Source organism: Synechococcus sp. N5, assembly GCF_900473925.1.
Lineage (GTDB): Bacteria > Cyanobacteriota > Cyanobacteriia > PCC-6307 > Cyanobiaceae > Parasynechococcus.
Map to the genome: position 1 here is coordinate 1 of NZ_UCNI01000008.1, position 15,299 is coordinate 15,299.

The following is a 15,299-nucleotide window of genomic DNA, read 5'->3' on the forward strand; positions in this document are numbered from 1 at the left end:
GAGTCATCACTGACAGTTGGAAAAGGCAAGTCGGCACAGCAAATCGAAACCCTTACGCTGACAACTGGTGGTGATTCTGTACTTCAAGCTTCATTAGAAAATGAGCTCGGTCTAAATGAAGGCACACTCGATGATGTCCTCACCAATCCATCAGGCTCCACAGATGCAACAGAAGGCTCAGGTGTTACTGGTTCCTTTGCAGCCAAAGCCGGTGACGTAGTCACATTCGACTACTTCTTTGATGGTGGTGACTACCTGCCCTTTAACGACTTCGCCTTTGTTGCAATCAACGGTGATGCCCAAAAGCTCACTTCAATTGCTGATAACGGCAATTACGGCGATGCATCAGGTATTTACCAGTATGTAATTCAAGAATCCGATATCGTTGATGGAATCATTAATTTTGCTGTTGGCATTACTGATGTTGGAGATACAGCAGTAACTTCATCACTCAATATCGCTGGTTTCAAAGTTACCCCAGCATCGTTGGTCGATAATAAAATTACAATTATCGATCAGCCTGTTTCCAAAGCTTCCGATACTATCTCCAGCTTTGGTTCAGTAACGAAGTCCGATACCACCTACACACTTTCAACTACTAAGGGCTCAATCTCTCAGTTCAATCTTGAGAAATCACTGGGACTCGACTCCGGCATTCTCGACGTAACCAATGGCACTGAGAATGCCACAGAAGGCTCTGCAATCAGTGCTGTATTTGCAGTCAAGAGTGGCGATATTCTCACTTTTGACTATTACTTCCAGGGTGGTGACTACCTCCCTTACGACGACTTTGCCTTTGTCTCTGTCAATGGTCAGACATCGACCTTCTCTTCTATTGGAGAAGTTGGAAGCTATGGAACAGAAGCCGGCATTTTCAAACTAGAAATTACCGATGATCTGATTAACGATGATGGAACAATAGCCGTATCCGTCGGCGTCATGGATGTTGGCGATACAGCAATGGACACCACCTTGGTGGTCAAAGATCTCGCACTTAATAAGGAAGAATATATCGATGATGATATCGATATTGACGACGATATGATGATCGAAGATAACAGCAAGAACACGATCAATGCTATCGGTGACTATTCACAGTCTGATGACGGTGATACATACTTCCTCTCTACAGGTTCCGGCTCCGAATCCCAATTCACGCTTGAGTCAACAATTGGACTTAAGAAAGGAACACTGGATAAAACCAATGGAAAGGCCAATGCCACAGAGGGTTCAGCGGTTTACGCCGAGCTGAATGCCAAAGCTGGCGATGTCGTCACATTCGACTACTTCTTTGATGGCGGTGACTATCTGCCATTTGATGACTTTGCCTTTGTCTCAATTAATGGCAAGAGCATTACTCTTGCTTCTATCAAAGAGAATGGAAACTACGGAGATGAATCAGGCGTATTTGAATACAAACTGAAGAGCTCTGATGTCAAAGGCGGTACTGTCAAAGTGGCAGTCGGTGTCATGGATGTCGGCGATACAGCCGTTACATCTGCATTAGCTGTTTCTGGTCTATCTGTAACACCAGCTGAGTATGTCGATGAAGATGTCGACATTGACGAAGCTGAGTTTGACGATCTTGATCTGGTCATCGCTGCCTCTGACGAACTCACATACGCGGGTCAAGTCACTGAGTCATCACTGACAGTTGGAAAAGGCAAGTCGGCACAGCAAATCGAAACCCTTACGCTGACAACTGGTGGTGATTCTGTACTTCAAGCTTCATTAGAAAATGAGCTCGGTCTAAATGAAGGCACACTCGATGATGTCCTCACCAATCCATCAGGCTCCACAGATGCAACAGAAGGCTCAGGTGTTACTGGTTCCTTTGCAGCCAAAGCCGGTGACGTAGTCACATTCGACTACTTCTTTGATGGTGGTGACTACCTGCCCTTTAACGACTTCGCCTTTGTTGCAATCAACGGTGATGCCCAAAAGCTCACTTCAATTGCTGATAACGGCAATTACGGCGATGCATCAGGTATTTACCAGTATGTAATTCAAGAATCCGATATCGTTGATGGAATCATTAATTTTGCTGTTGGCATTACTGATGTTGGAGATACAGCAGTAACTTCATCACTCAATATCGCTGGTTTCAAAGTTACCCCAGCATCGTTGGTCGATAATAAAATTACAATTATCGATCAGCCTGTTTCCAAAGCTTCCGATACTATCTCCAGCTTTGGTTCAGTAACGAAGTCCGATACCACCTACACACTTTCAACTACTAAGGGCTCAATCTCTCAGTTCAATCTTGAGAAATCACTGGGACTCGACTCCGGCATTCTCGACGTAACCAATGGCACTGAGAATGCCACAGAAGGCTCTGCAATCAGTGCTGTATTTGCAGTCAAGAGTGGCGATATTCTCACTTTTGACTATTACTTCCAGGGTGGTGACTACCTCCCTTACGACGACTTTGCCTTTGTCTCTGTCAATGGTCAGACATCGACCTTCTCTTCTATTGGAGAAGTTGGAAGCTATGGAACAGAAGCCGGCATTTTCAAACTAGAAATTACCGATGATCTGATTAACGATGATGGAACAATAGCCGTATCCGTCGGCGTCATGGATGTTGGCGATACAGCAATGGACACCACCTTGGTGGTCAAAGATCTCGCACTTAATAAGGAAGAATATATCGATGATGATATCGATATTGACGACGATATGATGATCGAAGATAACAGCAAGAACACGATCAATGCTATCGGTGACTATTCACAGTCTGATGACGGTGATACATACTTCCTCTCTACAGGTTCCGGCTCCGAATCCCAATTCACGCTTGAGTCAACAATTGGACTTAAGAAAGGAACACTGGATAAAACCAATGGAAAGGCCAATGCCACAGAGGGTTCAGCGGTTTACGCCGAGCTGAATGCCAAAGCTGGCGATGTCGTCACATTCGACTACTTCTTTGATGGCGGTGACTATCTGCCATTTGATGACTTTGCCTTTGTCTCAATTAATGGCAAGAGCATTACTCTTGCTTCTATCAAAGAGAATGGAAACTACGGAGATGAATCAGGCGTATTTGAATACAAACTGAAGAGCTCTGATGTCAAAGGCGGTACTGTCAAAGTGGCAGTCGGTGTCATGGATGTCGGCGATACAGCCGTTACATCTGCATTAGCTGTTTCTGGTCTATCTGTAACACCAGCTGAGTATGTCGATGAAGATGTCGACATTGACACAACCGAGATGGATTTAGGCGAAGGTGTAGATATGGAAGCAACTTATGATGGCATTGTAATTAAGAAACTAAACAACTCCATTGATGATCAATGCGATCTTTATGTAACCTCCTCTGAGATAACACAAAAACTATCTTCGAACCCTGAGAATACATGGGGTAATTTCTTTGATGTACCCATTGAAAATATATTGCCTCAATTCTCGTCGATTGATGAGCTTACAAGCATATCAACTATCAAGAAAACCATTACGCTGAAAAATTGGAACGAGTTAGCCGTCTCGGTAAGTATGAATTTGGACGCGACCGGAGATGTCAATTCTGATGGATTTGAGGGTGTTGTAGTAAAAGCATCATTAAATCCTGAGTCAGCCCAATATGTAAATGATACCGATGAAGATATGATAGATATAGCTTTTCTTGATCCTAATTTCATTGAATACCAAGTGTTTGAATATGACCCGAACAATCCATTCCCCACATTTAGCATGAATATGGGTGAAATATTGCCTGACGCAATATGGCAATACAGTGAAAAGCCAGAAGTTGTTTACGTTGACATAGAGGTAGCTGCAGTCGCAAAATATAGCTCGAATATCGAGAGCACGTTCAAGGCAAGTATAGGAAGTACAAATGTCTCAAGTATATTCTCTGCAGATGTACCCACTTTCGATATGGAGAATAAGACTAAGACCTACAACCTATCAGCATATGATGAAAGCCTAAATGAATTAATTGATGATAGTGGAGTAGTTGCATTAACCACAGATTCACAAATATTAGACATCCTGGAAAGTGATATCAACGTCGCAAATAGTTATAAATTTAAGAAAAATACAATCGCTTACGAAGACGATGGTACAGACCTAATTTTGGGCGCTGGCAAGGGACAAGTTAAAGCATACGGAAGTTCAGATAGTGATATTTATGCACCTACACTTGGAACCGACGAAATCTCCTCATCTAATAAAACATGGGATGTCAATATCAGTAATTACTTACAAGAAATAACGGAAGAAGATCAGACGCTATCAAAACTCTATGGTTTCGAAAGTGGTGAGGATAGTATTTATCTAACAAAGGGGAGTGGTATGACCGTCAATGAAAACTATGAATTCAAGGAAAGCAAAGTTTCAACATTGATAATTGACAAGGAGACCGACACAACTGTGGCTCAAATTGTTGGCCAGGAAATAGATGAGCTCAACGAAATCATGGGTACAGGCTTTATCATATAATTGAGCTTGAATAACTAATAGGTAGTAAGTGACTTCAGGGATTTATCAAATTGGGTAAATATCAACTGAAAGTAACTTGCTTTTCGCAATGTGATATTCGCGGAAATAGTCATTCCTGGTCTTAACTTTAAACTTGAACCAATATTTGTTTCTAGCAATTGATTATCTAAATCTATAGTTGCGGGATAGCGTATGAAGTTATATTCGTTATCTGCAGGTAGCGATGAGGATGATATAGATATGATCTTGCCGCGAAGTGTTCCAAAATCTGACGCAGGAAAAGCATCAATAGAAACTTCAACTTTCGCACCTTTATTAACAAAACCAATTTTATTTGATGGGATATTGACATCAGCTATAAGTATATCTGTTGGTACTATTTTCAACAAAAGCTCAGCAGGAGCGCTGACATAATCAGGCTTGGTAGTGACTAAATCAAATACATAACCCTCTTGAGGACTTGTAAGTGTAAGATAATAGATAGCTTGAATTGTAGTTGACCTCTGTTTTCTAAGTTCAAGAAGCTCTTGATTAATTCGCGAGATTTCGTTATTAAGACTGGATACTTCGAGCAAGCCTTGAGAAACTATTACTTTTTCATCATCAACTAATTGTTGAACCCTAGATTTTTGATCCATCAGCTGGAATCTCGAAATCGCACCACTGTCTTTTAGTATTTGAAGGGAATCGAGTTTTTCATTTTCAATAAACTGCAAATTTTTGTTTCTGAGTTTTTGATTTGCATATGATTCTTGGACTGCCTTCTTTTGTTCTTCCTTGAACATGATTTGATTTTCTTTTGCCTGTATCTGTTCATTTAAAATATTGAGCCTTTTCTGTTCTAGTGAATCATCCATAAGTATCAGAACTTCGTCTTTTTGAACATAATCTCCTTCTGAAATAAGTATTTCTTTTATAACGCCGCCATTGGCAGCTTGAATTTCGTAAATACTGCCCAATGGGAGTAATTTACCTTGTACTTGAATTGTTTGCTCTGTTTTTCCAAAAAATAATAGGATGATGCCAAAACTTAGAAACGCAAGTAATGAGTATACAAGTACTTTGTAGTACAAAGAAGAAATTGGTTGATTGGGTCCACTTTGTTTTTTTAGGAATGATTCGATAAAAGATCTAATCATTTCTGAGTTCTCCTTTCTGTTCTATGAGTGCATAATATTGACCTTTCAGGTCAATCAATTCAGAGTGTGTTCCTGATTCTTGAATCATTCCAGAATCCATAAACAATATCTTATCAAAGAGATCAGCCTGAGACAATCGGTGAGTTATATATATAGTTGTTATCCCACTTAACTCTCGATGTATATTTGAAAATACTTCATATTCAGTCTTATAATCTAGGGCACTGGTAGCCTCGTCTAATATTAATAATTGGGGATTAGCTAGTATTGTCCTTGCGAGTGCAATTCTTTGCATCTGTCCACCAGATAGATTTGCCCCTCTTTCACCTACATCACTTAGATAGCCATTTGGAAGCTCCATGATGAATTCGTGTGCACAGGCAATTCTGCAAGCCCTAACCAGGTCCTTTTCAGGTGGTTCCTGAATACCAGCGCAAATATTATCCTTAACAGTTCCAGAAAACAACATTGGAGATTGAGGCACATATCCTATTTGATTCCTGAGAGAATAAAGATCGACCTTAGATATGTCATAATCATCGATAAATATTTTCCCAAAATTTGCATCGTAGAATCTGCAAATAAGCTTGGTCAATGTACTTTTTCCGCTCCCACTCAGTCCAACAATGCCTACCAATTGCCCAGCATCAATACCAAAACTGATATTATTTAAGACGTTTTTTTTGGAATCGTCACTGAAGCGGAATACAACGTTCTGAAATAAGACGTCTCCTTTAATAGGTGGCATACATATATTTAAGGACTGATCGTATTCCGATTCACCTTTTCTATTCACTATTTCACCGATTCTTGAAAGTGAGACTTGGATTTCTTGGTAACTTTGGAATATTGTTGTTAATCTAAGTAAAGGGGTAGTAACATAACCAGATATTATCCTGAAAGCGATTAACCCACCGAGTGTAAGCTTGGCGTCAAGGACTAAAGTTACACCTACCCACAGTACTAACAACTGCGATATCTTTTGAAATAACTTTGATGACTCATTGGTCAATGATGAAAGCTGGGTTTTTCTGAAGAGTGATTTCATATACTCTTTATATGTTTTCTGCCATTTCCATCTCGACATCAATTCAAGATTCTGTGATTTAACCGTGATCATATTTCCAAGAGTTTCGACAAGGTGTGACTGAATTGCACTATTTGATTGAGCAGCTTGCTTATAAAATTTAAGAATGTAGGGTGTACCAATGAGGGTTATTAATGCTTGAATTGGTAATACAGACAAAGCAATTATAGATAACAGAGGACTATATATAAACATAATTGCTATATATATAATTGAAAACAGGGAATCGAGAATTGAATTGATTATTTGGCCAGTAAAAAAGCTTCGTATCTTTTCAATCTCATTCACTCTTGTTGAGAGATCGCCAACTGTACTTCTATCAAAGAACTTAAGCGGCAAGTCAAGTAAATGCGTTAAAAGACTTGTCCCTAGTGAGTAATCAATTCTATTTGCCACCGCAGAAGAAAGAAATGTTCGAGTAGTTGCAAATAGTCCCTCAAAAACTGTTAAGAATATCATTGCACTTCCTAAAACAGCAAGAGAAGACAAGCTTCTTTGATTAACTACTTTATCTATTATTTGTTGGATCATTAAAGGTCCAAACAATCCAACAAGTTGAACAAAAAAAGATAAAATTAGGATCTCAATGATCTCTTTTTTGTATTTTTTGATGTATGGCTTAAATGAGCTGAGACTGAATCTATTGGTAAGCAATGTATTTCTTTTTGTCAGTAAAAAGGCATCTGTAGATTCACTTTCTGAAAACAATCTGGTACAAAAATCACTGAACAACAGATCTCTATGTCCCTCTGAACTATTGCATATCAAGCATTCATTTCCATTAATAGAAAGTACTAAATTGGGACTTCCTTCAAATTGAATAACTACTATTCCGTTAAATTTTGGGATATTTTCTTTGTTAATATGAACCTGGTCGCATCTAAACCCCATCTGGGATGCTGTGTTGATGATGGATTCAATTTTTATATTGCTTTCTTCGCTAGTTACCTGATTAGCAACAACCCTTCGCAGTCTTTCTAGATTGTAGGGTACGTCTAATTCATCACTGAGTATTTTTATAAGATAAATAATTACATCTGAAGGTTTTTGGTTTTGTGGTGGGTCGTGCTTGGGCAGACTTTTTTTCGTTGAATACTGGCCTATATTTCTCGCCAAAATACTGTTGGTGTTATTTTTGACAAGGCCAATATCACTATCGATGATTTTATTGGTATTTGGTATGTCCTCTATTACTTGACCAGATATATTTATATACTCTTCTTGTCCAATTTGCTTTGATCTTGCTAGCTTAATAATCCTAAGGGGCATTTCACCTCGCCTACTAATTACCATTCCATCTTCGATTAGATCACCAAATGACAATTCATCGCAATTATCAGATACCAAGTAATAATCACTTTTATCTAAATCAGGCTTTTGAAATGTTTTCGAGACAAATAATAATGTATTCTCTTTATCAATTTCTGCATAGATTTTTTTTGCCCAATTTTTGTCGGCATGAATTTTACCAATTTTCTGGCAGAGCCTTTCCAAAATGAGATTTTTATTGAGATCACATAAATCATTGTTCGCAGAAGGATTATGCTTTAGATAATCAATTACTGAGTCTGTTTTAATTAATAATCCTTTTATCGGCCTATCTGCAATTACATTCTTCTCTATAGTGTATGTAGACAATAAAGATACGAGTCCTACCATATCGCCAGGTGTTAGGTGTATTATTGATTTTGGATGACTCGTTTCTGTGCAAATTAATCTGGCTGATCCTTCTTTAATGTAAATAAGGTTTTCGGGTAGCCCATCTTGGGGAAGTAAACAGTCTCCGACCTCAAAATCTATTTCCTCTATGTTTACTTTCAATGCAGAAATAATTCTTTCCACTTCTGCGTGATGACTCATCTAGGGGCACCTTTACCCTGTTGTACTAGCATATTAGCAATTTTGAATCATCTTTCAAGTCTGCGTCATGAAGGAATTAGATTCTAACTTTTCAAAAGAACTAGCAAAATATAATTTGTTAGAACCCTTTCTTAAGCGTAAGATTTTGTTCGAGCTTGTTTCGGGCATAGACATATCGGATGAATTGAGAAGCAATACTTTTAAACACTTTCTCCAATCTCGAAAGATTGACCCAGATCAATTAGATGCTTATTTAATTTCCAAAGGTATTAACCCTTGCGATGCAGAAGACATTATTCTTCTTGATCAAAGAATAGAGCACTACATATTTAACGTAATTGGCATAACTTCCATTAAAGCTCGCTTTATGTCAGAGTCAAAAAAATTATCAAATGCTACTTTTGACATGCTCTCCTTCAAAGAAAAATTAACTTGCCAATTTGCTTACACTAAAATCCTCGAAGACTCAATACCATTCGTCAAAATCGAATCAGTGATGCCTGGAAAGTGTCATTTAAAGCACTACATAAAAGAAGCATTACTCAATCTTTCTCCTGCAATAAGGCACAACCTAATTGATTCAAAAGCCAATTGCACAAGCATCCCATTTCAAAATAAAGAATCGTGGTGTCTTATTTACGTTCATGATCTGGCTAAGCCAAAACTGACTCATGAAACGAAGCTAAGAGTTGGACGTCTCTTGCTTGAAGAGACCGTTGCCAGAAAATTTGCTTCCCTTGTAAGAGCTAAAAACTAATTTCCTGCAGACTTGTTTGAACTTCATTGAATGAAAATGACTTTTACTTGTCTGATTTCCAACCATGTAGAGTGAAGTACTGCAAGAAAAAAGAACGGGATTAACTCATTGTCTTGTCGTTGCTGTTGAGCTACACCTGGTAGGTCTGTGGCTCAGCCATGAAGATTGACAGCGCCAACGCTCAACCGATGGGAAGCCTGATCTTTGAGGGGGTACACAAGCCCTTCCATGCCTTGGCTTGTCCCCTGAAGCCGGCTTCAGTGCGCATCAGCCGGAAAGCTTGAGGACTAACAACTTGTTGCCATGCCCCAGCCTGATGCAGGCTGGAAGGCTGTTGAGCCCATTACAGCGTGGATCCAAGCAACCTGGAGCCTGTGCTGGCCAAGGACAGCCGACTCCTGGTGGCGGCGTTCTATGCCTTCACGCCCCTTGATGACGAGCGTCGTGAGGCATTGCTGGGCAGCTTGCCGAGCCTGGCTCGCGAAGGCAGCGTGCTCGGATCTGTGTTGGTGGCCCATGAAGGGGTGAATGGCACGATCAGCGGACCAGAGCACGGCGTTGATGCGCTGCTGGATCACCTGCGCGCCTCGTTGGATCTGGGCAACGACCACTACGCACGGCTCGGGGTGAAGCGCAGCTGGGCCAAAAAACCAGTATTCCGCCGTTTCAAGGCCCGCCGCAAAAAGGAGATCGTGACCATCGGTGTGGCCAGCGTGGATCCCAGCGCCAGCGTGGGCACCTATGTGGAACCCGAACACTGGAATGCCCTGGTGGATGATCCCGACACCCTGGTGATCGACACCCGCAACAGCTACGAAACGGCGATCGGCAGCTTCGAGGGGGCCATCGACCCCAGCACCGAGAGCTTCCGCGACTTCCCGCAATGGGCAGAGTCCACGCTGCGGCCCCTGATCGCACAGCAGAGCAGCAAGCGCATCGCCATGTTCTGCACCGGCGGGATCCGCTGCGAAAAAGCCAGCAGCTACCTGCAGCAACAGGGTTTCGGGGAGGTGCACCACCTGCGCGGCGGCATCCTCAAGTACCTCGAACAGGTGCCGGAAGCCGAGAGCCGCTGGCAAGGAGAGTGCTTTGTTTTTGATCAACGGGTGGCGTTGAACCACCGGCTGGAACCTGGAGAGCACAGCCTCTGCCACGCATGCGGCCTGCCGGTGTCAGCCCAGCAACGCGAACTGCCGAGTTACATCAAGGGGGTGCAGTGCGTTCACTGCGTGGATCGCTTCACCGATGCCGACCGGGAACGCTTCGCCATGCGGCAGCGTCAGATCGATCAAAGCCAGATTGATCAACACAACATCGACCTGCAGCAGGCCTGAGCCGTCAGTCCGCATCGGACAATCCCTGCAAGGGACCACCCCGATGCCGTGCTGCCGATCCTCTACAGCTTTCGACGCTGCCCCTACGCCATGCGCGCCCGCTGGGCTCTGCTGGAGGCAGGACTGTTGGTTCAGTGGCGAGAGATCGCACTGAAGGCCAAACCGGCTGAGATGTTGGCGGTCTCCCCCAAGGGCACCGTGCCCGTGTTGGTGTTGCCGGACGGCAGCGTGATCGAAGAAAGCCTGGCGGTGATGCACTGGGCCCTGGATCAAGCAGACCCTCGCGAGCTGCGCAACGACGGCGATGCCTCAGCGCTGATCGAGCAGAACGACGGTGCGTTCAAACATCATCTCGACCGGTTCAAGTACACCGACCGCTACCCCGGCACCAACAAAGACGAGCAACGGGCCGCCGGGCTAGCCATCCTTCAGGACTGGAACCAGAGGATCGCTGATCAGGGCTGGCTGCTGGGCGAGCGCTGCTCGCTGGCGGATGCCGCCCTCTGGCCGTTCGTACGGCAGTGGCGCATCGCGGATCCCGAGGGATTCGACAACGACAACAGCCTGGAACCTCTTCGCCACTGGCTCCAGCACTTCCTCGAGGATCCCCGTTTTGAGCGGCTGATGCAGCGGGCCGACCCCTGGGATGCCGGGGCGCAACAACACCACTTCCCCGCCGATGCCGTGGCAGTTCCCAAGGATCAAGCCCTGTTTCACCTGGCCCTCAAGGCCGACTGGCAGGCCGCCCAGGTCAACGGCAGCTACCGCATCTCCACCCGGGGAATGAGCTTGGAGCAGGTGGGCTTCATCCACTGCTCCTGGCAGGATCAGGTGAAGGCCACCTTTGAGCGTTTCTACGCCGACGCCGGCGAGGTGCTGCTGCTGGAGATTGATCCCGCCGCCGTGAACGCTCCCCTGCGGGCCGATGCCATCCCCAGCGGCGAACTGTTCCCCCATCTCTACGGACCACTGCCCCTGAAGGCAGTGCGCTCGGTCGGCACCATGACCGCGGCAGCATGACCGGACGACCATGACCGTGGCCAGATCCCAATCGATGCTTGAGCAACTGGAAGCCGAAGCCCGTGATCGGGGACTGCTGCTGAGGTTGCAGGTGGGCCGCCCCCTGGGGCTGTGGAGCCTGCGGCTGGTGGTGGCCCAGCAAGGCTCCAGCGGCAACCTGCTGCTGCTGGGGGAAATGAAGGGATGGGCTTATTCCGCCGCCACAGGCCTGCAGCTCGACACGATGCGGGTGATGCCAAAGGCGCCTGCCGGCGTGGGCGATCTGATCTGGGCGGCCACCATGGCCTGGGCCCAGGAGGCCACCCCCTGCTCCCGGGCCCGATTGCTGGCCATCCGCGACGACGAGCAGCAGCACCGCCGGCTGGTGCGTTACTTCCGCCAACGCGGCTTCAGCAAATCCCGCGATGTGGAAGCGGCGCTCTGGGATCTGCCCCTGCGCATGGTCTGGGGCGGCGCCGGGGCCCTGATGAGTGGTGATGTGGCCACCGTGCTGGAGCGCAGCCTGCGGGGCTGGCGTCAGTCGGCGGCGTGATAACTGCTGCGCACCAGCGGACCACTGCGCACCTGGGCAAAGCCCAGCTCGCGGGCCACATCCCCCAGCTCATCGAACTCCTGGGGCGTCCAATAGCGGGCCACCGGAATGTGCACAAGCGAGGGGCGTAGGTACTGCCCCAGGGTGATCCGTTGGCAATCCACGCTGCGGAGATCCTTGAGGGTGGCGATCACCTCGTCGCGGCTTTCCCCCAAGCCGAGCATCAGGCCACTCTTGGTGGGGATTTCCGGCGCCAGCTCACGGGCGGCCGCCAATAAACCCAGGGATCGTTCATAGGTGGCACCGCGGCGCACCTCCCCCTGCAGCCGCTGCACCGTTTCCAGGTTGTGGTTGAAGCACACTGGCTGGGCCGCCAGCACCGTGGCCAATCGCTCCCGTTGAGCCACCAACGCCTGATCGTGATCCGACACGCCCCCCCAGAAATCGGGGGTGAGCACTTCAATGGCGATCAGCGGATTGCGGGCTCGGATCGCCGCCATGGTGCAGGTGAACAGGCTGGCGCCGTGATCAGCGAGATCATCGCGGGCTACCGCCGTGAGCACCACATAACGGAGATGCATCGCCTCAACGGCATCGGCCACCCGCTCGGCTTCGGCGGCATCCACCGGCATCGGGGCCTGGCCCTTGTCCACCTGGCAGAAGGCACAGCTGCGAGTGCAGATCGAGCCACCCAAGAGAAACGTCGCCGTTCCGGCGGCGTAGCACTCGCCGCGGTTGGGGCAGCGCCCCTCCTCACAGATGGTGTGGAGCCGGTTCTGCTTCACCAGCCCCTGCACCCGCTCCAACTCCGAGGCGTTGCCGATCGGCCGCCGCAGCCAGTCCGGCAGTCGCTCGCCAGGGGGGATGGCGCTGTACTTGCTCATACCGGCCGGCGCCCTTCAAGAGCCCTGCTCAAGGTGACCTCATCGGCGTATTCCAGTTCACTGCCCATCGGCAGGCCGTAGGCGATTCGGCTCACTGAGCAGAAGGGCTTGAGCAACCGCCCCAAATACAAGCTGGTGGTGTCCCCTTCCACGCTGGGGGTGAGGGCCAGAATCACCTCACTGATCTCCTCATTGGTGATGCGCTGCACCAATTCGGTGACGTGCAGCAGCTCCGGACCAATGCCATCCATGGGTGAGATCAGACCACCGAGCACGTGGTAACGCCCCTGGAATTCGCGGGTGCGCTCCAGCGCCAGCAGATCGCGGGAATCCGCCACCACACAGATCACTCCGTTGCGGCGCTCGGGGTTGCGGCAGATCTCACACTCCGGATCAGCGGAGAGGTGGAAACAGGTTTGGCACTGGCCCACCTGGGTGCGGGCCGCCAGCAATGCGTCAGCGAACTGATGAATCTGCTCCTGCGATTGGTTCAGCAGATGCAACGCGAGCCGCTGGGCCGTGCGCGGGCCGATGCCGGGCAGACGCTCGAACTGATCAATCAGTCGCGCCAACGGTTTGGTGAAGCCGCTCAGGGGTCTGCCGCCGATGCGGGAAATGTAGGAGTTGCGGAGATCATCTGCCGCAACAGGGGCCACGACCATCAGGCCACAACGGCAGAATGGCCCGTGGATTGATCGCCCCGCTGATGCAGCTCCTCCAGTCTCTGAGTCGCGTGATCGTTTGCGGCGTTCTGGCTCTGGTGCTGGGGGCCTGCGCGGCGGGACCAACAGCAGGGCTGCAGTCGTACCAGAGTCCGGATGGCCGCTTCGCCTTCCTCTATCCCACCGGCTGGACCGAGGTGCAGGTGAGCAACGGACCCCGGGTGGTGTTTCACGACCTCATCCACAGCGATGAAACCGTGAGCCTGATGATCAACAAGGTGAACGAAGACAACGAGCTGAGTGAACTGGGCAGCGCCGTTGCCGTTGGCGAGCGCCTGCGCCGTGAAGTGATCGCCACCGCCGGCAGCGGCCGCACCGCCGAGCTGGTGGAAGCGCAGGAGCGTGAAGTGAATGGCCACACCTTCTACGACCTTGAATACGCCGTGCACCTGGAAGACCGCGACCGCCACGAGTTGGCGACCGTCGTGGTTGACCGCGGCCGGCTCTACACCCTGGCCACAAGCGTCAACGAAGACCGCTGGGGCAAGGTGGGTGACCTCTGCGGCCGGGTGGTGCGCTCACTGACCCTGCTGATCTGATCAGAACAGGAAGCGAAAACGCCGACCGTTGGGGTCACCTGAATCGGCGCCAGTGCTTGAGTGCGCCGGCCACTCCGTATCCAGATAGCTGATGCCGTCGGCATCGAACGGAACCGCCCTCAGGGTGGAGGCCTTCAGTTCGGTGGTGCCCATGGCGGTGACCAACCCGCCCAGTTCCATTGGCCCCAGATCCGTCTCCAACGCCTGCCCCGCCGCAGTGATCAAGGCCGGCAGGCGGATCAGATTCTGCGGTTGTTTCATCTGCTCAAACAGCCCCTTCAGCGCCAGCTGCTGCCGTTCCAGCCGGCCGAAATCGCCGCGGCCGTCGTTGCGCCAACGAAGAAAGCCCTCCAGATCCTTGCCCTTCAACAGCTGAGGTCCTGGCTGCAGGTCGATCAACAGGTTCTGACTGCGATCGACGTAGTACAGGCGCTTGGGAACATCCACTTCGATGCCCCCCACCAGGTTGGCCAGGGTTTCGATCGCATCCAGGCGCACCACGATGTGATGACGGATTGGGCGGTTCATCAGGCGCGACAACTCCCGCTCCACCGCCTCCACACCGCCGTAGGCCATCAGCGCATTGAGCTTGATGCCTCCGAAGCCCTCGGCATCGATGTAGCTGTCGCGTGGGATCTGGGTGATCGATGTGGTGGTGCCATCCACCCGCACCGTGAAGATCACATCGGTGCTGCTACTGGTGCGGTCCTGGCCCAGCACCACCACCTCCCTGGCCCCGAAGCCTGTCCAACCGGCAAACGGGTTGGACAGCGGCGCGGGCTGAAGCAGCGCGAAGGGTTGATCTGCCGTGCTGGATGGCGCCGTGATCAACCGGCTCAGCGGAACCGAAAGAATCAGGCCACCGCTGAGACCCGCCACCACAGCAGCAACCACCGGCCAATTGATGGCCTCAGATGACGCCTTAGCAGGGGGGGCTTGTGGCATGGAACACGTGTTATGCAGCATCTTGGCGCGCTCGTTC

Annotated in this window: 12 protein-coding genes; 7 read left to right on the forward strand and 5 right to left on the reverse strand. The window is 48.5% G+C overall.

Translation table 11 applies throughout. The features are described from left to right. Nucleotides 1-4,443: hypothetical protein (locus DXY03_RS12340; protein ID WP_371637737.1), on the forward strand; the 4,443-nt coding region annotated here is incomplete at its 5' end. Nucleotides 4,444-4,457: 14 nt separating this feature from the next. Here the strand turns inward: DXY03_RS12340 and DXY03_RS09155 are convergent. After that, a complete protein-coding gene (locus DXY03_RS09155; RefSeq protein WP_115010147.1) occupies nucleotides 4,458-5,582 on the reverse strand; it encodes an HlyD family secretion protein in 1,125 nt (374 codons plus the stop codon). Further along, nucleotides 5,575-8,529, reverse strand: a complete 2,955-nt coding sequence (locus DXY03_RS09160; RefSeq protein WP_115010148.1) for an ABC transporter transmembrane domain-containing protein — start codon at nucleotides 8,527-8,529, stop codon at nucleotides 5,575-5,577. Before DXY03_RS09160 ends, DXY03_RS09155 begins: the two co-directional genes overlap by 8 nt. A gap of 67 nt (nucleotides 8,530-8,596) precedes the next feature. Between DXY03_RS09160 and DXY03_RS11910 the strand changes: the two genes are divergently transcribed. The 5 genes from DXY03_RS11910 to DXY03_RS09175 all read left to right on the forward strand — a co-directional run bounded on the left by DXY03_RS11910 (nucleotide 8,597) and on the right by DXY03_RS09175 (nucleotide 12,172). Next, complete coding sequence (locus tag DXY03_RS11910; protein WP_136987674.1) at nucleotides 8,597-9,286, forward strand: hypothetical protein; 690 nt, start codon at nucleotides 8,597-8,599, stop codon at nucleotides 9,284-9,286. A 158-nt stretch (nucleotides 9,287-9,444) separates the two neighbouring features. Then, a complete protein-coding gene (locus DXY03_RS12770) occupies nucleotides 9,445-9,570 on the forward strand; it encodes a hypothetical protein (RefSeq protein ID WP_256377249.1) in 126 nt (41 codons plus the stop codon). A 66-nt stretch (nucleotides 9,571-9,636) separates the two neighbouring features. Then, entirely contained in the window at nucleotides 9,637-10,620 is a 984-nt protein-coding gene (locus tag DXY03_RS09165) for a rhodanese-related sulfurtransferase (RefSeq protein WP_115010149.1), read from the forward strand. A 48-nt stretch (nucleotides 10,621-10,668) separates the two neighbouring features. Then, on the forward strand, nucleotides 10,669-11,640 hold the full coding sequence (locus DXY03_RS09170) for a DUF952 domain-containing protein (RefSeq protein ID WP_115010150.1): 972 nt from the start codon (nucleotides 10,669-10,671) through the stop codon (nucleotides 11,638-11,640). 34 nt (nucleotides 11,641-11,674) lie between these two features. Then, nucleotides 11,675-12,172, forward strand: a complete 498-nt coding sequence (locus DXY03_RS09175; protein WP_115010232.1) for a hypothetical protein — start codon at nucleotides 11,675-11,677, stop codon at nucleotides 12,170-12,172. On the opposite strand, the gene lipA is transcribed toward DXY03_RS09175, so the two are convergent. Together lipA and recR are read right to left on the reverse strand one after the other, a co-directional pair. Next, the gene (gene lipA / locus DXY03_RS09180; RefSeq protein WP_115010151.1) at nucleotides 12,157-13,056 is read right to left on the reverse strand and encodes a lipoyl synthase; all 900 of its coding nucleotides are present in this window, start codon (nucleotides 13,054-13,056) and stop codon (nucleotides 12,157-12,159) included. The two genes, DXY03_RS09175 and lipA, sit on opposite strands and share 16 nt — an antisense overlap. After that, nucleotides 13,053-13,628: a recombination mediator RecR gene (gene recR, locus DXY03_RS09185; protein WP_170952037.1), complete on the reverse strand. Its 576-nt coding sequence runs from the start codon at nucleotides 13,626-13,628 to the stop codon at nucleotides 13,053-13,055. The genes lipA and recR overlap by 4 nt, the downstream gene beginning before the upstream one ends. Nucleotides 13,629-13,762: 134 nt before the next feature. Between recR and psbP the strand changes: the two genes are divergently transcribed. Further along, entirely contained in the window at nucleotides 13,763-14,317 is a 555-nt protein-coding gene (gene psbP / locus DXY03_RS09190; protein ID WP_115010233.1) for a photosystem II reaction center PsbP, read from the forward strand. Here psbP and DXY03_RS09195 read toward each other — a convergent pair whose 3' ends face one another. Further along, complete coding sequence (locus DXY03_RS09195) at nucleotides 14,318-15,262, reverse strand: LCP family protein (protein ID WP_115010152.1); 945 nt, start codon at nucleotides 15,260-15,262, stop codon at nucleotides 14,318-14,320. Between the last annotated feature and the right edge of the window lie 37 nt (nucleotides 15,263-15,299).